Origin of the sequence: Peptoniphilus sp. HMSC062D09 (assembly GCF_001811425.1) — a bacterium.
GTDB lineage: Bacteria > Bacillota > Clostridia > Tissierellales > Peptoniphilaceae > Peptoniphilus_A.
On the sequence record NZ_KV804697.1, the window covers coordinates 58,722 to 84,070 of the forward strand.

At 33.3% G+C, this 25,349-nt stretch carries 26 protein-coding genes; 2 read left to right on the plus strand and 24 right to left on the minus strand.

Going from position 1 to position 25,349, the window contains the following annotated elements:
* The 15 genes from HMPREF2801_RS02060 to HMPREF2801_RS02125 form a co-directional block, all read right to left on the minus strand.
* Nucleotides 1–585, minus strand: a complete 585-nt coding sequence (locus HMPREF2801_RS02060) for an RnfABCDGE type electron transport complex subunit G (RefSeq protein WP_019124229.1) — start codon at nt 583–585, stop codon at nt 1–3.
* A complete protein-coding gene (locus HMPREF2801_RS02065) occupies nt 586–1,578 on the minus strand; it encodes an RnfABCDGE type electron transport complex subunit D (protein WP_070610346.1) in 993 nt (330 codons plus the stop codon). It abuts the gene before it with no gap.
* Between the two features lie 11 nt (nt 1,579–1,589).
* Entirely contained in the window at nt 1,590–2,924 is a 1,335-nt protein-coding gene (rsxC, locus tag HMPREF2801_RS02070; protein ID WP_036731170.1) for an electron transport complex subunit RsxC, read from the minus strand.
* A 322-nt stretch (nt 2,925–3,246) separates the two neighbouring features.
* Entirely contained in the window at nt 3,247–4,203 is a 957-nt protein-coding gene (locus tag HMPREF2801_RS02075; RefSeq protein ID WP_019124226.1) for an ABC transporter permease, read from the minus strand.
* Nucleotides 4,196–5,341, minus strand: a complete 1,146-nt coding sequence (locus HMPREF2801_RS02080) for an ABC transporter permease (protein WP_019124225.1) — start codon at nt 5,339–5,341, stop codon at nt 4,196–4,198. Before HMPREF2801_RS02080 ends, HMPREF2801_RS02075 begins: the two co-directional genes overlap by 8 nt.
* Complete coding sequence (locus HMPREF2801_RS02085; protein ID WP_070610347.1) at nt 5,328–6,860, minus strand: ABC transporter ATP-binding protein; 1,533 nt, start codon at nt 6,858–6,860, stop codon at nt 5,328–5,330. Before HMPREF2801_RS02085 ends, HMPREF2801_RS02080 begins: the two co-directional genes overlap by 14 nt.
* Nucleotides 6,861–6,981: 121 nt before the next feature.
* Nucleotides 6,982–8,076: a BMP family ABC transporter substrate-binding protein gene (locus HMPREF2801_RS02090; protein WP_070610348.1), complete on the minus strand. Its 1,095-nt coding sequence runs from the start codon at nt 8,074–8,076 to the stop codon at nt 6,982–6,984.
* Nucleotides 8,077–8,213: 137 nt separating this feature from the next.
* Nucleotides 8,214–8,834 carry an N-acetyltransferase gene (locus tag HMPREF2801_RS02095; RefSeq protein WP_210394445.1) on the minus strand — a complete coding sequence of 207 codons (621 nt, stop codon included), beginning with the start codon at nt 8,832–8,834 and terminating at the stop codon, nt 8,214–8,216.
* The gene (locus HMPREF2801_RS09265; protein WP_019124221.1) at nt 8,821–8,997 is read right to left on the minus strand and encodes a hypothetical protein; all 177 of its coding nucleotides are present in this window, start codon (nt 8,995–8,997) and stop codon (nt 8,821–8,823) included. The genes HMPREF2801_RS02095 and HMPREF2801_RS09265 overlap by 14 nt, the downstream gene beginning before the upstream one ends.
* Before the next feature lie 121 nt (nt 8,998–9,118).
* A complete protein-coding gene (locus tag HMPREF2801_RS02100) occupies nt 9,119–10,147 on the minus strand; it encodes a hypothetical protein (RefSeq protein ID WP_070610349.1) in 1,029 nt (342 codons plus the stop codon).
* Nucleotides 10,148–10,230: 83 nt separating this feature from the next.
* Nucleotides 10,231–11,277 (minus strand): ABC transporter substrate-binding protein, encoded by a 1,047-nt coding sequence (locus HMPREF2801_RS02105; protein WP_070610350.1) that lies wholly within the window; start codon nt 11,275–11,277, stop codon nt 10,231–10,233.
* Nucleotides 11,274–12,059, minus strand: a complete 786-nt coding sequence (locus HMPREF2801_RS02110; RefSeq protein WP_070610351.1) for an ABC transporter permease — start codon at nt 12,057–12,059, stop codon at nt 11,274–11,276. Before HMPREF2801_RS02110 ends, HMPREF2801_RS02105 begins: the two co-directional genes overlap by 4 nt.
* Nucleotides 12,056–12,889: an ABC transporter permease gene (locus tag HMPREF2801_RS02115; RefSeq protein WP_019124217.1), complete on the minus strand. Its 834-nt coding sequence runs from the start codon at nt 12,887–12,889 to the stop codon at nt 12,056–12,058. The genes HMPREF2801_RS02110 and HMPREF2801_RS02115 overlap by 4 nt, the downstream gene beginning before the upstream one ends.
* Nucleotides 12,886–13,920, minus strand: a complete 1,035-nt coding sequence (locus HMPREF2801_RS02120; protein WP_070610352.1) for an ABC transporter ATP-binding protein — start codon at nt 13,918–13,920, stop codon at nt 12,886–12,888. Before HMPREF2801_RS02120 ends, HMPREF2801_RS02115 begins: the two co-directional genes overlap by 4 nt.
* 10 nt (nt 13,921–13,930) lie before the next feature.
* Nucleotides 13,931–14,470, minus strand: a complete 540-nt coding sequence (locus HMPREF2801_RS02125) for a helix-turn-helix domain-containing protein (RefSeq protein ID WP_070610353.1) — start codon at nt 14,468–14,470, stop codon at nt 13,931–13,933.
* 214 nt (nt 14,471–14,684) lie between these two features.
* Here HMPREF2801_RS02125 and HMPREF2801_RS02130 point away from each other — a divergent pair, with 214 nt between their 5' ends.
* A complete protein-coding gene (locus HMPREF2801_RS02130; protein ID WP_070610354.1) occupies nt 14,685–15,395 on the plus strand; it encodes a heparan-alpha-glucosaminide N-acetyltransferase in 711 nt (236 codons plus the stop codon).
* Here the strand turns inward: HMPREF2801_RS02130 and HMPREF2801_RS09560 are convergent.
* Genes HMPREF2801_RS09560 through HMPREF2801_RS02150 form a run of 4 tightly spaced genes read right to left on the minus strand, consistent with a single transcriptional unit; the run spans nt 15,392 to nt 19,147 of the window.
* A complete protein-coding gene (locus tag HMPREF2801_RS09560; protein WP_070610355.1) occupies nt 15,392–16,240 on the minus strand; it encodes a TPM domain-containing protein in 849 nt (282 codons plus the stop codon). The two genes, HMPREF2801_RS02130 and HMPREF2801_RS09560, sit on opposite strands and share 4 nt — an antisense overlap.
* Before the next feature lie 9 nt (nt 16,241–16,249).
* Complete coding sequence (locus HMPREF2801_RS02140; RefSeq protein ID WP_070610356.1) at nt 16,250–16,822, minus strand: LemA family protein; 573 nt, start codon at nt 16,820–16,822, stop codon at nt 16,250–16,252.
* The gene (thiI, locus tag HMPREF2801_RS02145) at nt 16,812–17,993 is read right to left on the minus strand and encodes a tRNA uracil 4-sulfurtransferase ThiI (protein WP_070610357.1); all 1,182 of its coding nucleotides are present in this window, start codon (nt 17,991–17,993) and stop codon (nt 16,812–16,814) included. The genes HMPREF2801_RS02140 and thiI overlap by 11 nt, the downstream gene beginning before the upstream one ends.
* An 8-nt stretch (nt 17,994–18,001) precedes the next feature.
* Nucleotides 18,002–19,147 (minus strand): cysteine desulfurase family protein, encoded by a 1,146-nt coding sequence (locus HMPREF2801_RS02150; protein WP_070610358.1) that lies wholly within the window; start codon nt 19,145–19,147, stop codon nt 18,002–18,004.
* 140 nt (nt 19,148–19,287) lie between these two features.
* Between HMPREF2801_RS02150 and HMPREF2801_RS02155 the strand changes: the two genes are divergently transcribed.
* A complete protein-coding gene (locus HMPREF2801_RS02155; RefSeq protein ID WP_070610359.1) occupies nt 19,288–20,418 on the plus strand; it encodes a ribonuclease H-like domain-containing protein in 1,131 nt (376 codons plus the stop codon).
* Between the two features lie 359 nt (nt 20,419–20,777).
* Here the strand turns inward: HMPREF2801_RS02155 and HMPREF2801_RS02160 are convergent, their stop codons facing one another.
* From HMPREF2801_RS02160 to HMPREF2801_RS02180, 5 genes are all read right to left on the minus strand, one after another.
* Nucleotides 20,778–21,566, minus strand: a complete 789-nt coding sequence (locus HMPREF2801_RS02160) for a Cof-type HAD-IIB family hydrolase (protein ID WP_070610360.1) — start codon at nt 21,564–21,566, stop codon at nt 20,778–20,780.
* Between the two features lie 13 nt (nt 21,567–21,579).
* Complete coding sequence (locus tag HMPREF2801_RS02165) at nt 21,580–22,302, minus strand: hypothetical protein (RefSeq protein WP_070610361.1); 723 nt, start codon at nt 22,300–22,302, stop codon at nt 21,580–21,582.
* A gap of 121 nt (nt 22,303–22,423) precedes the next feature.
* On the minus strand, nt 22,424–23,674 hold the full coding sequence (locus HMPREF2801_RS02170) for an RNA-binding domain-containing protein (RefSeq protein ID WP_070610362.1): 1,251 nt from the start codon (nt 23,672–23,674) through the stop codon (nt 22,424–22,426).
* Nucleotides 23,675–23,804: 130 nt separating this feature from the next.
* The gene (locus tag HMPREF2801_RS08995) at nt 23,805–24,002 is read right to left on the minus strand and encodes a hypothetical protein (RefSeq protein ID WP_083303697.1); all 198 of its coding nucleotides are present in this window, start codon (nt 24,000–24,002) and stop codon (nt 23,805–23,807) included.
* Nucleotides 24,003–24,065: 63 nt separating this feature from the next.
* On the minus strand, nt 24,066–24,569 hold the full coding sequence (locus HMPREF2801_RS02180) for a hypothetical protein (RefSeq protein WP_070610363.1): 504 nt from the start codon (nt 24,567–24,569) through the stop codon (nt 24,066–24,068).
* Nucleotides 24,570–25,349 lie beyond the last annotated feature (780 nt).

Below are 25,349 nucleotides of genomic sequence, written 5' to 3' on the forward strand. Positions count from 1 at the left end.
TTATTCATTCTTTAAAACTTCGTCATAAACCTGAATGGCATCGTTGGAACCTGCTAGGGCACCCTTAGATGAGATTGTTGCTGATGTAAGCCACATAACTTCATCTTCAGCCTTTGGATCCTTAGAAAGTTTTAGAGGACCTGTTGCAGATTTTCCTTCGTAAGATGGATAGTATTCATCAGTTGTGATTCTTGAACCGAAGCCACTTGTTTCACCATTGGAAATATTTCTAAATCCAGCGATTTTATCTCCATCAAGTAAAAATCCTAGAGCATTGACCATAGCTCCACCATAACCATTTGATTTTACATTGACACCGTATCCAACAACTTGGTCGCCTTTTTTTGCAACAAAGATTTTTTCAATAGTTGGATATTTTTCTTTTATTGAAGATAATTTTTCTTGATCATATTCTTCAAAGCCATCTGCATTTTCGCCAAAGATAACTTCGTAAGATGCAAGTGTATTTTTTAGTTCAGTTTCTGCAATTACTGGAGCAGTAAAACTATTTACAACTGCTAAAAGTCCTGCAGATAGGGCGCAGAAAACTAAAAGTATAATTCCAAATTTTACTGGTTCTTTCATTTACTTCGCCTCCCCATAAGCACTTGTTACTGTAAGCTTGTCAATTAAAGGTGTTGCAAGGTTCATAAGACATATTGCATAGGAAACACCTTCTGGAAGAGATGCCTTTACTCTTATTACTGCAGTTAAAATACCGCAGCCAAGGGCAAATATTATTCTTCCCTTTCTGTTTATTGGGTTTGTAGTGTAGTCAGTTGCCATAAATATAGCACCTAGTAATAAACCTCCTGCTAATAATTCGTAAGGAATTATATTCATAGGAATACCTAAAATTCCAAGACATACTGCAGTAGTTGCAACATAAATTACTGGGATTTCCCAAGAAATTACCTTTCTAACTACTAAGTAAACAAAACCTATTAAAAGTGCAATTGCTGAAGTTTCTCCAATTACTCCGCCAATGTTTCCAATAAACATATCCTTCATTTGAGGAAGATTTGCAAAGTCTCCAGCTGCTATAAGTTGAAGTGGTGTAGCGTAAGTTATTGAATCTAAATCAGTTACACCTTGTTTTAATAATTCAGGTGAAATATAACCTGTAATTTGTTTTGGCCATGATGCCATAAGTACAAGTCTTGCAGCAAGAGCTGGGTTCATAAAGTTAAATCCAATACCACCAAAACATTCTTTTACTATTAAGATTGAAAAAACGGATCCGAAAGCTGCCATCCATAGTGGGAAAGATTGAGGCATATTTAGTGCAATCAAAATTCCAGTTACTACAGCAGACAAGTCCCTTATTTGTACAGTCTTTTTAAGTGCAGATTGAGTTACATACTCAGTTGCCACACAAGCTACTACACAAGTTAGAATCAAGAGAATTGACCTCATTCCGAAGAAATATACGGAAGCAATCATTGCAGGAACAAGCGCTATGATTACATCAAGCATAATCTTCCTAACAGTGTCATTTGCCCTAATGTGAGGAGCAAGTGAAACGAAGCGAGCTTCATTTACTGTCATCGGATCTTTAGTTATTTTATTATTTTCCAAATTGATCCCTCCTATTTCTTTTGATTAGCTCTGATTTCTCGTTTAGCTAATTTAACAGATGCACTTAGATGTCTCTTTGCTGGACAAACAAAGGAACATATTCCACATTCCATACATTGGTCAGCGTGTAAAGCGCTGCATAAATCAACATCGCCCTTTAAAATTGCATGATTAATATCAGTTGGATTAATATTTGCTGGACAGTGATCTACGCATCTTGAACATCTAATACATGGGGATTCAATTCTTTCTGTAACTTCTTCTTCAGTGAAAACTAAAATACCTGAAGTAGTCTTTGTAACAGGTGCGTCAAGGCTAAACACTGACTTACCAGTCATAGGACCACCGCAAATAATTTCTTTAAAGTTTTCCTTTACTCCTCCGCAGAAATCTAAAATATCTCCAACAGGAGTACCTATTTTAACGAGAATATTCTTTGGTTCCTTAATTCCAGAACCAGAAACAGTTATTACTCTTTCATAAGAAGGCTTTCCTTCTATCATTGCTTCATAAAATGCAAGAGTTGTACCAACATTTGTTAGGAAAACTCCAACATCATTTGTTACACCATTTTGTGGAACAATTCTTCCAACAACGGCTTCAGAAAGTCTCTTTGAATCACCTTGTGGATACTTAGTTTGACATCCAACGACTTTTAAGTGACTCCAATTAGGATTTTTCCCTATAACTTCTTCCATTTTAGCAATTGCGTCAGGTTTATTTTCTTCAATTGCCATGTAAGAAACATCCTTGTTATAAAAATATGAGAAGATATCTAGACCTTCTAATATTTCTTCAGTTCTTTCTAGCATAATTCTGTGGTCACAAGTGAGGAAAGGCTCACATTCTGCCCCATTTATTATACATTCATCAAGCACTGGGTCTTCACCTTTTAATTTTGCGTGAAGAGGGAAACCAGCACCGCCCATACCAACGACACCCTTTTCTTTAATAAAAGGAATTAAGTCGTCAATTGGATGATCCTTATAATCTTTAAAAGATTTAAGGTCATCAGTCATTTCGTCTTTGCCATCGTTTTCTATAACGACACAATCACAATACCTTCCATCAGCTGTGTACATTTTTTTAATCTCTTTAACTGTACCTGATACAGAAGAGTGTATAGCAGCTGATATATAAGCATCAGAATTACCCACCATTTGTCCAACCTTAACAGAATCGCCCTTTGACACAACTGGTGAGCAAGGTGCTCCAATGTGTTGTGACATAGGTATGTAGGCAATCTTAGGACTTGGCATCCTCTCAATTGCAATCTTTTCTGTCAAAGTTTTGTGTTCGTCCATGTGAACTCCACCTACGGAAAAAGTGAGATTTCTTGAACTCATAAAACTTCACCCCTTATTCGGCATATGCCTAATTTTTTACCTTTTGTTATAATTATAACACTAAATTTAATTAAAGTATATGATTCTACTTAAAAATTTAGACTTGGGAAATCTTTTACCATGTGAGAAAGTAGTCAATCTTAAATTTTAATTTTTAAAAATTTTTATTTTTTGCAGAAATAATTTTTATTTTTTCTCTGGAAACTTTTTTATTTTTGCCACAAAATTTTACATTTCTTAAGTCATCTCTTATATTTTTTTGCAAAAAAATCTCACGACTTTTAATCGTGAGAAAATTTTTATCTTTATTAATATTTTTTTATTAATTATTTCTTTCATATGGAAGTCCATCTGCTGATGGTGCTCTTGATCCTTTAACGAAGACAATTAATACAATAAGAGTAATTGCATAAGGAATCATTGAAAGTAAATTTGTGTCGATTTTTATGCCAATAGATCCAAGGAAAACTGATAGACCTTGGGCAAAGCCAAATAATAGGCAAGCTAACATGGCACCTTGTGGTCTCCATCCACCAAAGATTACTGCTGCAAGGGCAATAAAGCCTTGACCTGATATAAGTGTCTCTCTGTAATTGGAAACTACTGCAAGAGACATGGATGCTCCACCAAGTCCAGCCAAAAATCCAGAGGCAAGGACACAGATATATTTTATTTTGTAGGCGTCAACACCAAGAGTTTCTGCTGCCTTAGGGTATTCACCAACAGCCCTTATTCTTAGTCCAAGTCTTGTCTTGTAGAGAATAAAGTAAACTATAAAGACAAGGACAAAGGCAAGATAAACTGAAACATATTGTGAAAAAACTATGTCCAAAAATCTTGTGATTCCCTTACCTGAGCCGCCCTTAAATACATTTGCAAATAAAACTGGAAGTTTATCTTCGTAGTTTATGGACTTTGACATGGCAGCTCCATCAAAGAAAAGTCTGCAAAGGAAAAGTGAAAGCCCTGGTCCAATTAAATTTATGGCAATACCACTTACAACATGGTCTGCTGCAAAATTTACTGTAGCTATAGCATGAAGAAGGGCAACTAACATTCCACCAAGTCCGCCACACAAAAAGGCTAGCCAAGGATTGCCAAGATAATATCCAACAATAGAGCCAACTACTGCTCCTATGGACATCATGCCTTCAAGTCCAATGTTTACAACTCCTGCGTTTTCAGATAAAACTCCACCGAGAGCTGTATAAATAAGAGGAGCTGAATATAAAAGTGTAATTGATAAAATACTTGCTAAGCTTAATAGTGAACTATTCATTTGCTCCTCCTTCTACATTTTTCTTATTTCCCCCTGAAGTGTTTGAGTCTTTCTTCGTCCACTTAGTAAAGAAAAATCTAATCATATCTAAAAGTTTTGGCATTGCAATAAATAAAATCATTATGCCCACAATAATATTTACAACTTCGGAATAAGTGCCAATAGTTGTAAGTTTTCCTCCCCCATAAGTTAGACCTGCGTATAAAAGTGCAGCTGGTATTGTACCAAGAGGATTGTTGCCAGCAATAAGTGCCACAGCCATTCCATCGAAGCCATAGCCTTCTTGCCCTGCCATAATTCCAATGTTTCCTGAGACTCCAAGAACTGTAATTGCTCCTGCAAGCCCTGCCAAAATTCCTGCTATGCCCATAGATGTAACTATGGATTTATTAATGCTAATGCCGCCATATTCTGCTGCCTTTTGGTTAAAGCCAACGGCACGAAGTTCATAGCCAAGGGTAGTTTTTTTGAGGATATACCAAATTACGATTGCAGCTATAATTGCAATAATAATTCCAAAATTAACTGGCGGATTTAAAATATCTCTCAAAAATTTATTATTTGCCAAGACGGCCTTTCCCGCCTCACTTGCCTTCCAAGAGCCGAGAATTTTTATAGAGGCACTTTTTTTAATTGGATAGGAGTTGTCTGACTCAATGTTTCTAAGTAATGGAAAACTTAAAAGATAGTTGCTAAGGTAAAAGGCAATCCAGTTCATCATAATTGATGAAATAACTTCATTTACTTGGAATTTTGCCTTTAAGATACCAACTAAGGCTCCCCAAATATAGCCACAAAGAGCACCTGCAAGAAGGGCTACAAGACCGTGAAGAACTGGTGGCAAGTCTAAAAGTAGACCCACAACTAGGGCTCCAATTGAGCCAACAATGTATTGACCTTCTGCGCCGATGTTAAATAGTCCTGTGTTAAAGGCAAAGGCAACGGAAAGTCCTGTTAAGATTAGTGGCACTGCCTTTACAATTGTCCAGGAAATATATTTTGGCTTGCCAAAGGCGCCGAAAAATATAACCTTGTAAGCTTCTATTGGGTTAGTTCCACTGACTATTAAAATAATGGAGCCAATAATAATACCAAGTACAATGGCAAGCACTGTATATAAAAATCTATTTCTCTTCATTTTTACCTCCTGCCATGTATAGTCCTATTTCACTTTCATTAGTTTCTTTAGCATCAAAAGTTTTTAGAATTTTGCCATTGTAGATGACAGAAATTCTATCAGATAGAGCCATTATTTCATCTAGTTCAAAGGAAATGAGAAGGACTGCCTTGCCCTTGTCCCTTTGATTAATCAAAAAGTTTCTAATGTATTCAATGGCACCAACATCAAGACCCCTAGTAGGTTGTGCCGCAATTAAAAGGTCTGGGTCTCCTGAAATTTCTCTGGCAAGGATTACCTTTTGTTGATTTCCACCAGAAAGTTCTCCTGCCAGTCTATCTATATTCCTAGGTCTTATGTCGTAATCATCTTGGAGTTTTTTGGCATTGTCTTCGATCTTCTTAAAATCTAAAATTCCCTTTTTAGAATATTGATCCTTGTAATAGTTTTTTAAAATTAAATTTTCTGCAACGCTAAAATCTAAAACTAGGCCTCGAAGTTGTCTATCTTCTGGGATTGAATTGATTCCCCTTTCAATAATTTCTCTTGGACTCTTGTTTAAAATTTCCTCGCCCTTAAAAATAATTGAGCCGCTTTCAGCTAACTTTAGACCAGTTAAAGTCTCAATGAGTTCAGATTGACCGTTGCCATCAACGCCAGCTATTCCGTGGATTTCCCCAGCTTTTACATCTAAGTCCAGATCATCTAATTTTTTTACATTTCTAAAATCTCTTGCACACAATTTTTTGATTTCAAGAATTCTTTCGCCAGCTTCCACATCTTTTTTGTCAACATCAAGATGAACAGCTCTACCAACCATCATGTCTGCAAGTTGTGATTCAGTGACATCAGAAACATTTACAGTTTCAATTTTCTTGCCACGCCTTATAATGGTACACCTGTGTGCCATTTGCTTAATTTCCTTTAATTTGTGAGTGATAATTATAATTGACTTACCTTCCTTGGAAAGGTTTTTTATAATTTCAATAAGCTCCGTAATTTCTTGAGGCGTCAAAACAGCTGTTGGCTCATCAAAAATTAAAATATCAGCGCCCCTATAAAGGACTTTTAAAATTTCAACTTTTTGTTGAGTACCAACAGAAATATCCTGAATCTTGGCATCGGGATCGATTTTAAAACCATATCTCTCAGAGAGAGCGATGACATCTTCCCTTGCCTTTTTTATATCAACTTTGATGCCATTCATGGGTTCCATGCCCAAAATAATATTTTCAACAACAGTGAAGGGCTCGATTAGCATAAAATGTTGGTGAACCATGCCAAGGCCAGCCTTGATTGCATCATTGGGATCCTTAAATTCTTTTTTTTCATTGTTTATATAAATATCACCTGATGTAGGAGAGCTCATGCCGTAAAGCATATTCATAAGAGTAGTTTTGCCGGCACCATTTTCTCCAAGAAGGGAATGAATTTCACCTCTTCTAATATCAAGATCAATTCCATCGTTTGCAACGAAATCGCCAAATTTTTTTGTGATATTCTCCATGCGAACGACTAAATCTCTGTTATCAATTTCCAAGACAAACGCTCCTTTGTTTTATTAAGTAAATTATACCAAAGATTTATGATTTTTTGAATTAAATTGCAAGAAAAAAGCCACCTCATAAAAATGAGATGACTTTAAAAAACTTTGTCAAAAATTATTTGTATTCATTGTAAGTTTCTTCGTTATAAGGAACTTTGATTTCTCCAGAAACAATTTTCTTAGAGATTTCTTCAACGCTCTTTAAAACTTCTGGCTTAACATTTTTATCAGATGTTGGTGCAATACCTACTGCTCCGTCATCAGCTAAACCAAGTTCAATAGTTCTTCCACCTTCAAATTTGCCTTCTTGCATTTCTTTTACAACTTGGTAAACAGCAACATCGGCATTTTTCATTGCAGAAGTTAATACATTTTCAGGAGCTCTGTCGCTTTGGTCTCTATCAACACCAATTGCCCACTTGCCAGCTTCTTTAGCAGCTTCGATAACACCTTCGCCTGCTCCACCAGCTGCGTGGAATACTACATCAGCACCGTTTTGGTACATTGTAGCAGTGATTGATTTACCCTTTTGTGCATCAGAGAAGTTTCCAACATATTGGCTAAGAACTTCGATTTCAGTTCCTCTTTCCTTAGCTGCATAATCAACACCAGCCTTGTAACCATATTCAAATCCCCAGATGATGTTTCCTTCTTGACCACCAACAAAACCAACTTTGTTAGTTTCAGTAGTCATACCAGCAATGTAACCAACTAGGAAAGATGGTTCTTGTGCCCTAAACATAATTCCAAGTAGGTTTGTTGGAGCTTCGATTTTGTTTCCCTTTTCATCAACTGTAACATCAACGTCAACTATTGCATAGTTAATTTCAGGATACATTCCAGCAGCTTCAGCTACGTTACCACCCATTTTAAAACCAGCGCCAACGATTAAATTCTTTTCTTGATCAGCAAAAGTTTCTAAGTTTGGAGTGTAGTCCTTAGTGTCCTTAGATTCAATGTATTCAGCCTTGATTCCAAGTTCTTTTTGTGCCTTTTGAAGTCCTTCCCATACACCTTGGTTAAAGGATTGGTCGTTAACTCCACCTTCGTCAGTAACAAAACCAACATTTACATCAGTTTTAGCTTCTGTACTTTCTTCTTTAGTAGCGTTTTCAGCCTTATTATCAGCTTCTTTTTTGTTGCCGCCACCACAAGCAACAAGTGTCATTGCCATCAATAACACTGCAAGTAAAGTAAATTTCTTCTTCATAAATAAATCCTCCTATTTGTATTTAATTAAATTATATATTATTGCGCCACTAATTTCAATTTCATATAAAAATAAAAAATTTTTAGAAAAAAGTTTTCACAAATCTTCTCATAAAAAATAACTGCAAAAAAATGCAGTTATTTTAAATATCTGATCAATTGAACTAAGTATTTACCATTTAAATTAGTTTCTTCTTTATCAAGTTTTCTTACACCAAAAATAGTAAATCCATTATTCTCATAAAAATTAATTAAACTTTTAACATTTTCGCATTCAAGATAAACAAATTTACCTCCACTTATCTCTTGCGCTGCTCTAACTTTTCTACAGGCTAATTCTAATAATTCGCTTCCTGAAATAAGAGAATCATCACTTATATTATAATTTTTACCAAGTTGACCAATTAAATGGCAAGACATAATATAACTTTTTAACTTGGATTCAAAGTTTGAATATGTGTTAATCTTCTTTCTCAAACTATTAGAAATTCTGGCATCGCTTTTAATAACAACAGCCTTCATAGCAAGAGAATAATAAGCCAAAAATTCTAAGTTACCTTTATATTTTGTAAAAACTAGATAAGTAGAAGCTAAACCTCTTTTTCCAAACTCTTCAGCTTTAGTTTTTAAAAAGTAATTCACATCTTCATTATATTTTGAATCAAAACTATTTAATAGATCATGAGTTTCTTCTTCTCCTCTAGCATCTAAAAAATCTCTTAAATTTACCTCAAATAATTTTGATTTATTCATTATCATTAAAGTACTTCTCCAAATCTTCAGCCTTTAAAGTTTGTACTTCTCTATCTAATTTTACTTTAGGGTCAGGCTTTTTTATAGCCTTATCTAAAGCGTAGAAGAAATTACTTGTATCTCTTTTTGTTTTTAAGTTAATTGTTTTTAAAAAACTTTTTGTAGCCATAATACCCCTCCCTATATTCATATTATATCACAATATTTTTGGGTTAATAGCTTAAAATACTTTGTTTATACAAAAAAAGCCCAACTAGGTTGAGCTTTTAATAATCTTTTGTTATTCTTTTTTATCCTATGAAAACTCTTGGTATCATAAATAATACTAGTGAAGCTACAAAGTACATTAACAAAAAGGCTAGTGATTGTTTCATTTCCTTTGTGCCAAAAGTTACATCTTCATCTGCTGCTAAAAATCTTGCTGCAATAGATGCAAGACATCCTAATATTGGATAAATTATTAATACTCCAAGGTTACTTGTTCCCTTATCCATAAATCTGTAAAAGGCTGGGATCATGATAAATAAGGCTCCAAGATAAATTGGGAAGCTTCCCTTGCCTAGCCAGATTAGTGCAATTACACCAAGTGTCAAAACTAAAAAGGCAACTGTTGAAATTGTGTTGATTAGAGAAATTTTATTTATCAAGCCTTGGTCTATTAGTTCCAATTTATTTATATAGTAGCCTGAATTTGTGTAGGCTTCCTTTACGCTATCTGTTGATTTTGTCGTTTCTGTCCAATTTTCTACCTTTGCATTAGTTACAAATATAGATGCGTCTTCAACCTTTTGTCCACCAGAAAAATATAGTGTGTTTGGATCGTAATAAACTTCAAAGGCATATTCTCCAACTTTTTCTGACAAATCTAATTTTACTTCACTCACTGCTTTAAAATCTTTATTTTCAGTTTTGTTGTAAAAATCTTTAACTTTTAGTTTTAATTTTTCTTCAAAAAGTGATTTATTGATTTTGTCGAAGTCTCCCTTTAGCTTTACCTTTGACTTGCTAAAGTTTACACCTTCGCCAAAGAAAATTTGTCTAGTAGGTGTGCCCATTATCCTTGCAGTTGAATCTTCGCCTGCATAAGAAAATTTTATGTCATATTTTATGAGTTTTTCGCTACCTTCTTTTACCACAGATCTTGCAACTTGAAGATTTTCTACTCCATCGGAATTGTTAAATAAAATTCCGTCAAATTCTCTTTCTACATTTGAATTTGGCCACATAAGAGACTTACTAAAAAAAGCAGTTAGAGAAAATAACATAAGTACTAATAAGAAAATTGCAAATATTACAAGCTTTTTTATTCTCTTGTTCATTTTAAACCTCCGTTATGAAAACATTTCGCTTATACTATATAATATCACATAAGGACCCTAAAATAAACAAATTTATTAGCATATTAAAGATTGGAAGCATTTATTTCTGTCCAGATCCTGTCGTAAACTTTTATAAAGTCGCCAAGATCCCTAAAAGATTCAAGTGGTGGAAGTAAGTCTATGTCTGGATAGGCTACCTTGGAGTTTTTGATTTCATCAGGAAGAAGATCTTTTACTCCCTTAACTGGTGAAGTGTAGCCAACGCAGTATTCGGCATTTTTTGCTTGCACTTCAGGTTTAAGCATATAATTTATAAATTTTTCTGCTCCAGAAACATTTTGTGCATTCTTTGGTATAACCATGGAGTCGTACCAAATATTTGAACCTTCCTTTGGCACTACATAATCTAAGTCTTCATTTTGTTGCATCATGAGAAGGGCATCACCTGAATACATTACAGATAAGTTTGCGTCGCCTTGCACAACTACATCTCTTCCATCATCATCAAGATAGGCATATACAAGTGGCTTTTGCTGGATGAGAGATTTTTTTGCTTCTTCAAGTTCCTTTTCATCTGTTGAATTTAGTGAGTAGCCCAGTCTTTTTAGGGCAAGACCTAGAGTATCTCTTTGTGAATTATACATAATTATTTGGTCTTTATACTTTTCATTCCATAATATATCCCAGGAATCGACCTTGTCTTTGACTTCACTTTTGTTGTAGACAATTCCAACAGTTCCCCAGAAGTATGGCACAGAATATTTATTTTCTGGGTCAAAGCTTGGATTTTTTAACTTGTCTTCAACTCCAGCAAAGTTTGGAATGTTGTCGAAATTAATTTCTTGAATCAAGCCTTCTTTTATAAGTCTTTCAATCATATAATCACTTGGCACAATTACATCGTACTTATCTTGGGATTGTGTCATCTTAATGTAAAGGTCCTCGTTGGAAGCGTAAGTGTCGTAATTTACCTTTATTCCTGTTTCCTTTTGGAAGTCCTTTAAAATAGATGGGTCGATGTATTCACCCCAGTTGTAAACATAAATTTCTTCCTTTGCCTGGTCTTTTTTGCCACAAGCAGTTAATGTCAAAAGCATTAAGACTGATAGGGCTAAAATTATTTTTTTCATATTTCCACCTCAATTTTTTTATTTTTTTCGCTTCTCTTGTTAATTATTACAAGTAAAATCAAGAGAGATACTAGCATAAGCGTTGATACTGCATTTATTGACGGATTGATTCCCTTTCTCGCCATGGAATAAATTGTTATTGATAAGTTTGAAACTCCCTGTCCAGTGTTGAAGAAGGAAATTACAAAGTCGTCAATGGAAAGTGTAAAGGACATCAAGGCTCCCGTTAGTATTGCAGGTTTTATCTGTGGTATTACCACATGAAGAATGGCATAAGTTGGCGTGGCACCCAAATCTAGGGCTGCCTCAAGAGTGTTTTTTTGCAATTGATTTAATTTTGGCAAAATTGACAAAATTACATAGGGAATGCAAAAGACTATGTGTGAAATAATCATAGTTGTGTATCCCATTCTTATATTAAAGAGTCCAAATAAGCCCATTAGAGCAACAGCTGTCACTATGTCGGGGTTAATTACTGGAAGATAATTTATATTTAAGATTGCATCCTTCTTAAAGCCTCTCAGTTCATTTATGGCTATGGCTGAAATTGTCCCCACAACTGTGGAAATTATTGTCGCCACCACTGCCACAAAAATTGTAGTCCAAAGTGAGGATAAAATTGCCGGATCATTGAAGAGCTGCTTGTACCACTTTAGGGTAAAGCCTGCCCATGACCCTCTTAGCTTTGAATTGTTAAAACTAAAGACAACGAGAATTACTATTGGGGCGTACAAAAATACAAAGATCAAAAATAAATAAATTCTATCTATTATTTTTTTCAAAATATATCGCCTCCCAAGTCTCCAGTTTTAATTTTTTTGTTAAATAATTTTGGCACAACTAAAATCAAAAGCATTATAAGGATTAAGACCATGGAAATTGCTGACCCAAAGCCCCAATCTCCTGTGAAGGTAAATTGTTTTTCGATTAAGTTACCTATCAAGTAGAAGTTGTTGCCGCCCAGTAGATTAGGCACTACGAAAGTAGAAATTGCCGGTATAAATACCATAGTTATGCCTGTGTAAATGCCAGGAAGTGACAGTGGAAAAATAACTTTTGTGAAAACTTCAAAGTCATTTGCTCCAAGGTCCTTGGCTGCTTCAATTAGTTTTGTATCCATCTTTAAGAGGACTGTGTAAATAGGCAGAACCATAAAGGGCAAGAAGTTATAAACCATGCCTATCATAATTGCCTTGGAATTGTACATCAAATCCCAAGGTCCCAGTCCAAAAAGTCCAATGAATTTATTTATAAGTCCCTTGTTGCCCAAAAGAGTTAGCCAGGCGTAAGTTCTCAAAAGAAAATTCATCCACATGGGAATTATAAAAATTAAAATCATATTATTTCTAACTTTTTCACTCATCTTTGAAATAATATAGGCAACAGGATAGCCAACTATTAAACATAAAATAGTTGAAAGACCTGCTAAGATTAGTGAAGTAATTAAAATCTTTACATATAAAGGCTCAAAAAACCTTGAAAAGTTGTCAAGAGTAAAGACAAAATCAGACAAATCTGTATTGGCATTGAGGGCATGAGCAAGTATTAAAAATAGTGGCAGTACAATAAAAATTAGTCCCCAAAATAAATATATTAGTGAGAATTTTTTCATATCAACCTCATTACATGGATTAGGTCAGGCTTAATAATTATGCCTGTCTTTTCGCCCACTTCTCTCTTTTCCGTTGATTGGACAAGCATGGAGTAACCACCTACATCTACAGTCATCTCGTAGTGAACACCCTTAAAGACAAGACTTGTCACTGTGCCCTCAATTTGATAATTTTCGTCCACTAAAAGCACATCTTCAGGTCTCACAACTACTTCAACATCTTCCATGTCCTTAAAACCCTTGTCCACGCAAGGAAAATCGTAATCTAAAAATCTTACCTTGAAGTCACTAAGCATCTTTGCATTAATAATATTTGATTCGCCAATAAAATCTGCAACGAAGGCATTTTTTGGCTCGTTGTAAATATTTAAAGGGCTGTCCATTTGTTGAATTTCACCATTATTTAAGACGACAACCGTGTCGCTCATGGAAAGTGCCTCTTCTTGGTCGTGAGTTACATAAATAAAAGTTATGCCAACACTTTTTTGTATTCTTTTAAGCTCAATCTGCATTGCCTGTCTAAGTTTTAAGTCAAGAGCACCGAGAGGTTCGTCAAGAAGGAGAACTTCTGGCTCATTTACAAGGGCTCTTGCAATGGCAATTCTCTGTTGTTGTCCACCAGAAAGAGATTCAATTTCTCTATTTTCAAAGCCAACAAGGTTTACAAGTTTTAAAACTTCTTTTACCTTTTCCTTTATGATCTTTTTCTCCATTTTTTTTATATTAAGACCAAAGGCAATGTTGTTGTAGACATTCATGTGTGGAAATAGGGCATATTTTTGAAAAACTGTGTTGATTTTTCTCTCATAGGGCTCCTTATTAGTAATATCTTCTCCATTAAAAAGGATTTTTCCCTCGTCAGGCTCTTCAAAGCCACCAATAAGTCTCAAAATCGTTGTTTTGCCACAGCCAGATGGACCTAAAATCGTTAAAAATTCATCTTTTTTAACCTTAAAATCAAAATCCTTTAGAATAACATTGTCGCCAAAAGATTTTGTCACATTTTCTAATTCAATTACATAATTTTCCATAATTCACCGCCTAAAAATTTGGTGGAGACGAAATCCACAAAATCTCAGTTTCAAACTTGCCATCATTCTTTAAATAGTGAGAGCTGTTTGCCTTAAAGTAAAAACTTTCGCCCTTCCTAATCTTGTATTGTTCATTGCCATAAATAAGAGTCACACTGCCCTTTATTACATAGCCAAATTCTTCGCCCTCATAGGGTTGTATCTCCTTTGACTCTCCATTTGGCTTAATTTTTATTCGCATGGGCTCCATTTGATTTTTTTGTGCGTTGGGCACAACCCAATCAAGTACATAGCCAAGCTCTTCATTTTCACTTTCAAAAAAGTCTTCTTCTTTAAAAGTAATTTTTTCATTTTCATCTCTTTTAAAGAAATGTGAAGGGTCTGTGCCCAGTGCCTCCAAAATATCCAAAAGAGAATCAACAGATGGTGATGTCAAGTCTCTTTCGATTTGTGAAATAAAGCCCTTAGTGAGTTCTGACCTGTCAGCCAATTCTTCCTGGGTAAGACCTTTTTCAATTCTCATATCTCTTATTTTATTTCCAATATCCATTCCATCACCTATAATATTAAACAAATTACTTAAATTATTAAACTCATTAGAGTATAATTGTTAAAGATATTAATGTCAATAGATTTGGGCTATTTAATAAAGTAAATTTTTTGTTAAATATAATTTACTCAAAATATTTTTTTATTTTTCATTTATTAACTTCCTTTTGCTTGCCCTTTTCCAATTTGTGTTATAATTTTTCCAGAGGTGTTACATGGATACTAGAAAAAAAAGATACAATGCCATAGATTTTTTGCGTGGCTTTACTATTATAAATATGATAATTTTTCACGGACTCTTTGACCTTGAAAATTTTTATGGTTTTAACTTCAATCACGACTTTTACTACTACCAACAATATATTTGCATTTCCTTTATTTTGATTTCTGGTTACTCAACTCATTTTTCAAATAATTTTAAGAAAAAATTTTTGATTTTGACGGGACTTTCTATCTTAATCACCCTTGGCTCTTACATCTTTTCAAGAGAAGATGCCATTTATTTTGGCATTATTCACTTTTTTGCGGCAGCAAGCTTAATTCACATGCTCTTAAAAAATTACTTAAAAAAAATAAATCCAAGGCTTGGACTTATTCTAAACACTCTTTTATTTGTAACGCTTAAAAAAATTTATTACGGAAGTATTTTCTTTGGAAAAGTTCTTGTCCCAAAATCTTTTTACAACTTAAATCTATTTTTCCTAGGCTTGCCTAGTGAAAATTTTTATTCAGGCGATTATTTTCCAATAATTCCTTGGATATTTTTATTTTACATGGGCTACTTCCTCTTTGATTTTGTAAAATTTACAAAAAAAGAAGCCTCCCCGGGCTTTATAAATGTCATGGGTAGGCATTCTCTTTTAATATATTTTCTCCATCAAATTATTTTAATTGGAGTTTTTTCTCTCATCTTCTCTTTTAATTAAAATCTTCCGCTGGCGCCACCGCCACCAGAGGATCCTCCGCCGCCGAAGCCTCCAAAGCCTCCGCCACCGAATCCACCGCCTGATGATCCGCCAAAGCCTCCAGAGCCACCGTAGCCGCCGCCAAAGCTTCCTGGTCCCCAAAAGATTACAGGTTTTTGTTTTCTTCTGCCTCCGGAACCATTGCCACCAGAGCCGCCACCATCATTTTTATTTCTAAAAATAAGTGAAATTATAAAAAGAATTAAAATTATTCTCAATATAGGCAAAATTGATATAAATAGATTACCTTCACCTTCATCAGATGAATAATCAATTTCTTCCTGTGGCTCTCTCGCCACAATGTCCACTCCATATTCATCTTCATATAATTTTATCAGCTGAGCATATCCTTCGAGGATTGCCTTTTCAAAGGATCTGTCACCTTCATTTTCAGAGACAACTTTTCCCATTGCCCTTATAATTCTTGAGGCATAGGCATCGGGTATAAAACCTTCAGACCCATAACCAGTCTCGATTCTTAAATATCTATTATTTTCGTCTAAAAGTGCCACAAGCATGAGAACACCATTGTCCTTATCCTTGTCGCCAATTTTTATGTCGTTAAAGATCCTTGTCCCATACTCTTCCAGTGAATAGTCTTCCAAGTCTTTAACAATTACAACGGCAATTTCTCCGCCAGTTTTCTTTTTAAGATCATAAGTGGTCTTGTTGAGATAGTCAATGGACTCTTGGCTTAAAGTGTTAGTCTCGTCATAGACATTGTAGGACATTTCGCCCTTGTCAAAGGCATAAACATTAAAGACCAGGGTGATGGCAAATAAAATTGTAGCTAACAATTTTTTCATTTTAATCACCTAAAATTTAACTTCTGGTACTTGATTGTCCTTTTCTGAAACTTCAAAATAATCTCTTGGTCCAAAGCCTAAAATTTTTGCAATAATATTTGTTGGGAACCTTCTAACTTTTTGATTGTAAAGTTTAACTGTATCGTTATATCTCATTCTTTCAGTTGCAATTCTATTTTCTGTGCCTTCAAGTTGGGCTTGTAAGTCTAAGAAATTTTCATTTGCCTTTAATTCTGGATAATTTTCAACAACTACATTAAGTTTTTGAATAGCTTCTGTCAAGTTGTCATTGGCTTCTGCAAGTTCCTTAGGTGTGTTTGCTTCAGAAATACCTGCACGAGCCTTAGTAATTTCAGTGAAAGTTTCCTTTTCGTGGCTAGCATATCCCTTAACAGTTTCTACAATGTTAGGAATTAAATCTGCACGCCTTTTAACTTGGTTTTGGACTTGTGCCCAAGCACCATTCACATCTTCATCTAGTTTAACTAATTTGTTCCATTGTCCGCCAAAGAAAATTGCAAGCACCACTACTACGGCAATAATTGCAACAATCCCAACGGCACCTTTGTTTTTATTCTTCATAGTCTCCTCCTATTTTACTTATTTTCATCTTACCTATAGCTTCATCTACAAGACTTTCACAGTCTAGTGGCTCCTCTGACTTTTCTATTCCCTCTACACTTGGCGTCAAGAGTGGATGTTTTGGCAAAAATACTGTGCAGCAATCTTCGAAAGGAAGAATTGATGTCTCATAAGTATCAATGTCCTTGGCAATATCAATAATATTTACCTTGTCCATGCCAATTAGTGGTCTAAAGACGAGTTTATCTGTAATATCATTAGTTACCTTCAAGCCGTCAATGGTTTGCGAGGCAACTTGTCCAAGGTTTTCGCCAGTGATGATGCAGTCGTAGCCATTGTCTCTTGCAATTTTATCTGCTATCCTCATCATAAACCTGCGGGAGATAATAGTCATCTCATCTTCAGGACAATTTATGTTGATTTCCTTTTGAATGTCCAAAATATTCACAGAATAAAAAGTAAGTTCGCCAGAAAAACTTGATATGTCCTCTGCAAGTTTTTTGACCTTTTCTTCTCCCCTTTCAGATGTGAAAGGATAGGAATGGAAGTGCAAGCAGTCCACAAGGACTCCTCTCTTTGCCATTAAAAATCCTGCTACTGGGGAATCAATTCCACCAGAGAGAAGAAGGAGTCCCCTGCCATTTGTGCCAGATGGAAGTCCACCGTGAGCTTTAATCTTATCTACATAAATATAGGTATCCTTTTTCAAATCGCAGTAAACAAAAAAGTCTGGCTCATGCACATCAACTTTTATGTCAAAATTCTTTAAGATGATACCTCCGATTTTTGCAGAAATTTCCATGGAATTAAGTGGAAAGGACTTGTCGCCCCTGTTGGTCTTAACTTTAAAAGTTTTGTAAGCTGGATTTTTTTTCAAAGTTTCATCTACAATTTTTATAACAGCTTCTTCAATCTTTTCCTTGTCAGTTTCCACAACATAGCATGGCGCAATGTAGACAATGCCAAAGACATGCTTAAGCCTATTTATCATCTTTTCTTCGTTATCTGTCACCACTTCCACATAGACCTTGCCCATATTTTGATATATTTTTCCATGGTCTATGTTTCTCAGATTTCTCTTTATAGTGGAAATAAGTTTATTTACAAATTTATACCTATTTTTACCCTTTAGGACAAGCTCTCCAAGGGAGAGTGCCATAACTTTTTTCATTCTATCACCTATCTCATAATCTTTCTGATTTCACCTACATACTTCACAAGTTTTTCCACGAAAACATCTATGTCCTCTTTTGTAGTGTCCTTGGAAGTGCAAATTCTTATTGTACCTTCAGCGTACTTGTCGGCAAGCCCTATTGCCTTTAAGGTTGTGGACTTGTGAGTGCCATTAGATGTGCAGGCAGATGCTGTGGAAATATAAATCTCATCGCCCTCCAAGTAGTGGAGAAGGACCTCTGCCCTTATATCTAAAATTGAAAGAGAAACAATAAAATCTGTAGAATTTTCTGGAGTGTTTATCCTGTAGTCCTCTAAATTTTCTTCCAGTTTCTTTAAAAGATATGCCTTGATTTCCTTGGCGTGGTCAAGCCTTTTGTCTAAATCTCTTTTTGTAAGCTGGCACGCCTTGCCAAAGCCAAGTATGCCCGGCACATTTTCTGTACCAGATCTTAGTCCCTTCTCTTGACCTCCACCAATAACAAGACTCTCAATATTTAAGTCGCGTCTTTTGTAAAGGGCGCCCATGCCCTTTGGCCCATAAATTTTGTGGGAAGAAAAAGAAAAAGTATCGCAGCCCAAGTCCTTAACATTGACAGGAATTTTCCCCACAGCTTGAACTCCATCCACATGGCATAAAATATCCTTGTTTTTTGCCTTGGCAATCTCAAAAAGTTCCTTGACCTTATTGACAGTGCCAAGCTCGTTGTGAACATAAATTAGAGAAACTAAAATAGTGTCATCATTTACTTCCTCTTTAAACTTTTCCACATCAACAGCGCCAGTCTCGTCAACATCAAGATAACATACTTCATAGCCAAGGTCTTTATAATGCTTAAATTGGTCGTCAATAGATGCGTGTTCAATAGCAGAAGTGATGATCTTCTTGCCCTTTCTCTTGTTTTTTAAAATAGCGCCGTGAACTGCAATGTTGTTGCTTTCTGTTCCCCCAGAGGTAAAATAAATTTCATCTGCCTGAGCACCAATAAGGGCAGCCGCATTTTTCCTTGCCTCTTCAATTTCCTTTTCCACCCTTAGGCCGAAGCTGTGAAGAGATGAAGGGTTGGCAAAATCATCTGTGAGAGCCTTCATCATGACATCAACAACTTCCCTATCAGGTTTTGTCGTCGCACAATTATCTAAATAAATCATATATCTTCCTTCTATCATAAATTCTTTCTAATACATTATACTATAAGACGAAGTGTCCTTCTATCTCTATTTAGATTGAGTTCTGACGAAAATTTTTAAAATTATAAAACTTTTAATGATATACTTGAAGTGGTGATAGGATGAAAAAATTGGAAAGAAAAATCAAAAGAGCTAAAGAAAATTATTTAAAAATAGAAACATCAGGACTATCTCGAGAAATAGATTCAATTATTGTAGTGAGCCTTGTGGAAAAAAATAGAGAAGTCCTAAAAACTTTTTACCTAGAAAATTTAAAAGACGAAAAAAATTTATTGGAAGAAGTCATGCCTATCATTCAAGAAAAAGAATTTGTGACCTACTCTGGCAAGACCTTCGACCTTCCCTTTATAAGAGAAAAAGTAAAATTTTACTTTAACAAGGACCTTGACTTAAAAGTCACAGACTTGCAAGAAGTGACAAAAAATTACAACTTCATCTTTAATTTAGATTCTCACTCCAATAAAAATCTCCTAGAAAAATTTATTGAACCGAAAAATTTAAGGGACCAAAAAGAATACCAGGGCATAAAAATAAAGACCCTCTATAAAAATTACCTAGAGGGTCATAAGGCTGCAATAGAAAAAATTTTAGACTATAATTATTTGAGCCTGGAAAACTTAATATTACTTGACGCAAAAATAAAAGAAGAATTAGAAAAAAATCTTTCCATAAAAATTTTAGACTTCACATTTTTTATAAGAGACATAAAACTTTTAGAAAACAAGCTAGAAATATCAGGCGTCACAAATTACGGATCCGACTATTTCTCCAACAATGAATTATACACAATTGAGATAAGTGGACTCGAGGAAGAAGAAAAATTTGGCGAACAAGAAAAAAATTGCCAATCAGCAAATTTTTACCAATCCCTAAAAAATTACGGATCAGAAAAAATTTGCGAATCAGCAAAAAATTATGGATCTTTGAAAAATTATGAATCAGAAAATTTTTCTGAATCAGCAAAAGATTCTGAATTAACAAAAAATTATGAATCAGTAAAAAATAAAAAAGAAGCTAAAGAATTTTCCTTAAAAATAAATACAGAGGACGGGCTTTATGATGGCAAAACATCTTGCTACTATGTCAAGAAAAAAGACTTGGACTTTGACCTGACAAACCCCAGCAAAATAAAAAGCCCAGCCCAAATCCAAATCCTCTACTACAAAAACCATGTATTCAAAAATGAAAAGGAACTAATGAGAAAAATAATAGAAAAAGAATTAGGACAATAAAAAAATACCACCTGCATAGTTTTTACAGGTGGTAAGACAAAAAGTAGTTAAAATGTGAAAAACCACCTATATCGGCTTAGGTGGTTTCTATATTAGTAACACTAAGACGACCGCTAATAACGGTGTCCTCATTTAGATATATAATACCATTAATTTTTTGTATATTCAATAACCTACAACTAAAAAAATTCAAAAGACACAGATAAAATTCTGCTTTTGCTTTTGCTTTTTGCCTCCTTAATAAAATATGAATTAAGGCTCTATAATATTTGTTAGAGATTTACTCCCCAACAGATATTATAGAGCCTTTTTATTTTAGAAAATTTTATAAAAAGAATTACAAAAACTTAAAATTACTATTATAAAACAAATTTATTTAAAGCTTCGGCGACACCCAAAGATCTTTCATTTTCGCAAACATAAAAAGCAGCGTCCTTTAGATCGTCAACCGCATTGGCAACGGCAATAGAATAACTTGAAAAATTAAGCATTTCCCTATCATTTGTATTATCTCCAATAGCCATAACTTCAAAAGGCTCTATATTCAACTTATGGCATAAGTATTCTAAAGACTTACCCTTATCAACATCCTTTGGCATAATTTCAATTAAATAATTTTGTGATTGTGCAATATAAACTTCATCATCCAAAAAATCTCTCAATTCTTCTTGATAAACACCAACCAAATTAGGATCCGCCACAATCATTGCCTTTGGCGAAGGTTTAAAATCATATAAAGCAAAATCTATTGCCTCAATTGCATTTGCATTTTTAAGGTCTGGGTCTATACGAGTTTCCTCTGTAACTCTCTCAACAAGTATTTTGCCATCTTCATAAAATTGACAATATAAATTTTTCAATTTACAAAAATCTACAATTTTTTTCATAAGGCCAACGTCTAAATTTTTTGAAAAAACAACTTTATCTTTATTGTCAACAATTAGAGAACCATTATAACAAATAATATAAGTCTCTTCTCCTATTATATCTTTATAAATTTTGGCAGATTGATAAAGTCTACCTGTCCCCAAAACAATAAAAACACCCTTTGACAAACATTCCTTTAATATAGTCAAAGTTTTATCATTAATTTTATTATCCTTCTCTAATAAAGTGTTGTCCAAATCACTAACAACTAATTTAATCATACTAGCTCCTCTATTAAATATTTAATATACCCGTAATATGCACAAAAGCAATTAAGATCATAACTTCTATAATTATATCAAGAATCAAAAAATACTGATAAGTTTTAAGATATATCTTATACTTACAGTCTGGTACAACTTCTGTTATATGTGCAGGTTTAAAACAATATAAGCTGAATACCTTTTCATTATCAAAAAGTTCAAATTCTTTATTTATATATTTACTACACCCTTCCATTTCAACAGTTTTTTCATATGGAAAAAGATCTGGGAAAAGCATATCATTTAGATAAATATAAGAAACTTTAGCATACAATAAATGCCTATTATAAACATCCTTCCATCTTATAGAAACACAATATAAAATGAAACCTGTAAAAAAACCAAAAAGTAATATTAACTCATTTACAATAGTGGATTTTGTATTTGAATTAACAAATGCAAAAATACCAGCAATAAGAACAGTATAAATACTATTAAATGTCATCCTCTCCATCTCAATATGTCTTGCATGACTTAAATTTTCAGCAAAAATAGTTTTTAAAAAATCTATTTTTTGTGCCCTTATTTCCCTACAATCATTATCACTATTATTGAACTTGACAAAAATTGATTTAAAATATAAATAATCTGAAACCTCAATCTCGGATTTTTTATCCTTTTTAAGTAATTCATAAAGAATACAAAAAAACATTATTAATAAAAGACCTTTATGTATATCCAAACATTTTGGCATAAAACTTACCTCCCTCTAACCCTGCAGCCTATATAGATCATACTCTAAAGTGTTTCTTATGTTAGGCGTATTAAAATTAACTAGCCCATCAATAATTAATATAAAGTCTCAAAAAACACTATTATTTCAAAGAATACTTCGTTCCTCTTCCCTTTCCTCTTTTAATAACATAACCCTTATCCATCAAATCATTTAACAAATTTAAAACTTTATTCTTTCCAAAGCCAGTGTCATTTGCAATCACAGAACTAGCAAGAGATTTATTCTCCAAGGCCTTATAAACCCTTGTCTCATCTTGGCTTAAATTTTCCACACCAAAAATAAGAGGCAACTTAACTTCAATAGAATTATCAAAAATTTTAAAAGAAGGATTTTTCGCAGAATCTTTATACGCTTCTTTGATTCTCTTGATTCCAGTTCCAAAACTTTCAATAATGTTTAATCTAAAAAATATATTGCCAATAATGGGGTTTCTCATGACAGAAATTTGTCCATTGAGATACTCCTCCTCACTTATACCAGTTGGCAAACCACCTGGAGATACAATGGTGATAGCATCTTTCTCCATAGAAACTTGAATATAAGAATTTGCCATCCAATCCCTATGAACTAAGGCGTTGGCGATAGCTTCTCTAAAAGCTTTTTCAGGAAGTAAGTCAACTTTTTCACGATAAGAACCTTTAATATTTTCAAATTGATAATATTCTCTATACATATCAATGCTTATATCAAAAGCTTCAAGAATCGAAATGCCCTTTAATTGAAAGCGACTCAAAATAGTATTTTGACTTTCCCCAAACCTCACAATGTCAATCAAGTTATCTTCATTGTTATCTGCAAATAAAGAACCTGCATTAGTTAAAAAATTATTTTTATCAACTAATTCCAAAGTCTTTAAAATATCACTGTTTATTTTTTCAATACCTACAATTTCTTTAAACTTCTTTTCAAGATAAATAAAGCTATAGCTCTCTTTTTTAGAAGACAAAGAATCATAAGACTTATTTTGACCCTCCACGATTAATCTTTTGAGTTCCAAACTATCAATCTCAACAGTTGAAGAATCATTTCTCTTATAAGATTTTGACTTGTAAAAATATGGCTTCTCATCGCCTGGATGGACTTTAAGCTTAATAAGATTTTCTTTACAATCCATTTCAATCTCAAAACTAATTTGAGGTGATATAGAATCATTTATCTTATTTTCAATAGCAATGGCATCTGATTTTAAATTAGTTAAACCCACAGACTTGCCATTATCATCTACGCCGAATAAAACTTCGCCACCATCGTAATTGGCAAAGGCAACAACTGTCTTTAAAAAAGAATCTGAAATTTTTTCCTTAAACTCTAAATTGCGTGTCTCTCTCATAACTCCTCCTGAGTTAATTATAACAAAAACAAACGCAAAAACAAACGTAAAATTTTGCGTTTGTTTTTGCGTCCTTAATAAAACGCAAATTATATTTTGCGTTTGCTTTTGCCTTTCAAAAAAAGGCAAATTAATCGTAAATACTCTTAAAAGCTTCTTCTACAGTTTGATAATTGCCTTCCTCAATATCTCTAAAGCCCTCATCTAACAAGGCGTTTAGCTCATCAAAAGATATTTTTGAAACATCTATTAAATTCCCATAATGCTCTTCTTTAACAAGAGGCAATCTTTTGTCCATTTTTATATTTAACTCTTCTGACTTTGACATAATTTGTTCCTCTGTTATTTATTCTATAAAATTTGCAATCAATATTAATGCTCTGCCAATTCATTATATAGTAGTAATTTGTTCTTTTGAACCTTTTGAATTTTTTGAATCTTCGGAATCTTTCGATTCTTTTATTCTTTTTTCCATCTCAGTTTCCAACCAAAAATATGTCTCTGCTCTCTTTTCTTCAGGCTTTTTTAATGAATTTTTTAAATTAATAACTCCAATTCTAAGTAAGATTATCTCAGCTAAAATCAAACAAATTAATTTAGACACTTCAGAACTATCTTTTAAAAAGATATCTAAAACATAACCTCCAATGAACAAAATCATTGAAAATAAAAACCCATTCAAACCATCATATTTATGTTTAGCTTCTGATTTTTTTTCACTTAATTTAATTAAATTTAGGTTATTCTCATTACAATTCTCTTCTGATAATATACTTATCATATCCTTTCTAATTTCATTTTCTTTTGTAATATGTTTAATATATTTATTTAAACCTTTTTCACTAAATACATTATCTTGAAATATAATGCCTTTATAATTTAATTTATTCTTCATTTTAATCCTCCTATATGAATTTTATTGCAATCATCTTTCTTAATAAATCTAAATATAAAATTGAAAATTCTATATTTACCAAATAATAGCTAAGCCATAAAACCACCTCACATTAAATTTTACTTTTCCTAATATTCCTATTGGGAATATACCAAACAAATTCACATATTTTTTAGATTTCAAAAATTTTTTAAACTTCTTACACTTAATGTAACTTAAACTAAGAAATTAGTTTTGAAATTTAGAAAATTAATTTCTCCTACTAATATGTAGGAATAATTTTTAGATAATATTCCTATTGGGAATATACCAAATAAATTCACATATTTTTAAATTCCAAAAACTTTTTAAATTTCTTATATTTAATGTAACTTAAACTAAAAAATTATTTTAGAAATTTAGAAAATAAATATCCACTGCTAATATATAGGATTTTAATTCAATTAATATTCCTACAATATAAATACCTTAAAATAAAAAAATTTTTTTATTTTTTGAAAATTTATTTTAAAAGTTTTTTAAGCTGAGAATTTTTAACTATGATAAACATACCTGAAAAATTTATTATTTTTAGATCTTTATAAAAAAATATAAATAAATTTCATTTCACATTAATAGTTAATTAATCGCAAGAAAAATTATATTAAACTACAAATATCTTTACACCAAAAAAGGACTCAATTAAGAGTCCTTTTTTCTAGCAAATCAATCTTATTTGATTATAAGTTTCCATTCTTCCATATTATCCTTCGTCTGCTCCTTCTTTTTGTGTGTAACCTG

Excerpts from the sequence above, each read along its gene's own strand:
- HMPREF2801_RS02060 (WP_019124229.1), bottom strand. The coding sequence starts at position 585 with ATGAAAGAACCAGTAAAATTTGGAATTATACTTTTAGTTTTCTGCGCC.
- rsxC (WP_036731170.1), bottom strand. The coding sequence starts at position 2,924 with ATGAGTTCAAGAAATCTCACTTTTTCCGTAGGTGGAGTTCACATGGAC.
- HMPREF2801_RS02075 (WP_019124226.1), bottom strand. The coding sequence starts at position 4,203 with ATGAATAGTTCACTATTAAGCTTAGCAAGTATTTTATCAATTACACTT.
- HMPREF2801_RS02080 (WP_019124225.1), bottom strand. The coding sequence starts at position 5,341 with ATGAAGAGAAATAGATTTTTATATACAGTGCTTGCCATTGTACTTGGT.
- HMPREF2801_RS02090 (WP_070610348.1), bottom strand. The coding sequence starts at position 8,076 with ATGAAGAAGAAATTTACTTTACTTGCAGTGTTATTGATGGCAATGACA.
- HMPREF2801_RS02095 (WP_210394445.1), bottom strand. The coding sequence starts at position 8,834 with ATGATAATGAATAAATCAAAATTATTTGAGGTAAATTTAAGAGATTTT.
- HMPREF2801_RS09265 (WP_019124221.1), bottom strand. The coding sequence starts at position 8,997 with ATGGCTACAAAAAGTTTTTTAAAAACAATTAACTTAAAAACAAAAAGA.
- HMPREF2801_RS02100 (WP_070610349.1), bottom strand. The coding sequence starts at position 10,147 with ATGAACAAGAGAATAAAAAAGCTTGTAATATTTGCAATTTTCTTATTA.
- HMPREF2801_RS02105 (WP_070610350.1), bottom strand. The coding sequence starts at position 11,277 with ATGAAAAAAATAATTTTAGCCCTATCAGTCTTAATGCTTTTGACATTA.
- HMPREF2801_RS02115 (WP_019124217.1), bottom strand. The coding sequence starts at position 12,889 with ATGAAAAAATTCTCACTAATATATTTATTTTGGGGACTAATTTTTATT.
- HMPREF2801_RS02120 (WP_070610352.1), bottom strand. The coding sequence starts at position 13,920 with ATGGAAAATTATGTAATTGAATTAGAAAATGTGACAAAATCTTTTGGC.
- HMPREF2801_RS02125 (WP_070610353.1), bottom strand. The coding sequence starts at position 14,470 with ATGGATATTGGAAATAAAATAAGAGATATGAGAATTGAAAAAGGTCTT.
- HMPREF2801_RS02130 (WP_070610354.1), top strand. The coding sequence starts at position 14,685 with ATGGATACTAGAAAAAAAAGATACAATGCCATAGATTTTTTGCGTGGC.
- HMPREF2801_RS09560 (WP_070610355.1), bottom strand. The coding sequence starts at position 16,240 with ATGAAAAAATTGTTAGCTACAATTTTATTTGCCATCACCCTGGTCTTT.
- HMPREF2801_RS02140 (WP_070610356.1), bottom strand. The coding sequence starts at position 16,822 with ATGAAGAATAAAAACAAAGGTGCCGTTGGGATTGTTGCAATTATTGCC.
- thiI (WP_070610357.1), bottom strand. The coding sequence starts at position 17,993 with ATGAAAAAAGTTATGGCACTCTCCCTTGGAGAGCTTGTCCTAAAGGGT.
- HMPREF2801_RS02150 (WP_070610358.1), bottom strand. The coding sequence starts at position 19,147 with ATGATTTATTTAGATAATTGTGCGACGACAAAACCTGATAGGGAAGTT.
- HMPREF2801_RS02155 (WP_070610359.1), top strand. The coding sequence starts at position 19,288 with ATGAAAAAATTGGAAAGAAAAATCAAAAGAGCTAAAGAAAATTATTTA.
- HMPREF2801_RS02160 (WP_070610360.1), bottom strand. The coding sequence starts at position 21,566 with ATGATTAAATTAGTTGTTAGTGATTTGGACAACACTTTATTAGAGAAG.
- HMPREF2801_RS02165 (WP_070610361.1), bottom strand. The coding sequence starts at position 22,302 with ATGCCAAAATGTTTGGATATACATAAAGGTCTTTTATTAATAATGTTT.
- HMPREF2801_RS02170 (WP_070610362.1), bottom strand. The coding sequence starts at position 23,674 with ATGAGAGAGACACGCAATTTAGAGTTTAAGGAAAAAATTTCAGATTCT.
- HMPREF2801_RS08995 (WP_083303697.1), bottom strand. The coding sequence starts at position 24,002 with ATGTCAAAGTCAGAAGAGTTAAATATAAAAATGGACAAAAGATTGCCT.
- HMPREF2801_RS02180 (WP_070610363.1), bottom strand. The coding sequence starts at position 24,569 with ATGAAGAATAAATTAAATTATAAAGGCATTATATTTCAAGATAATGTA.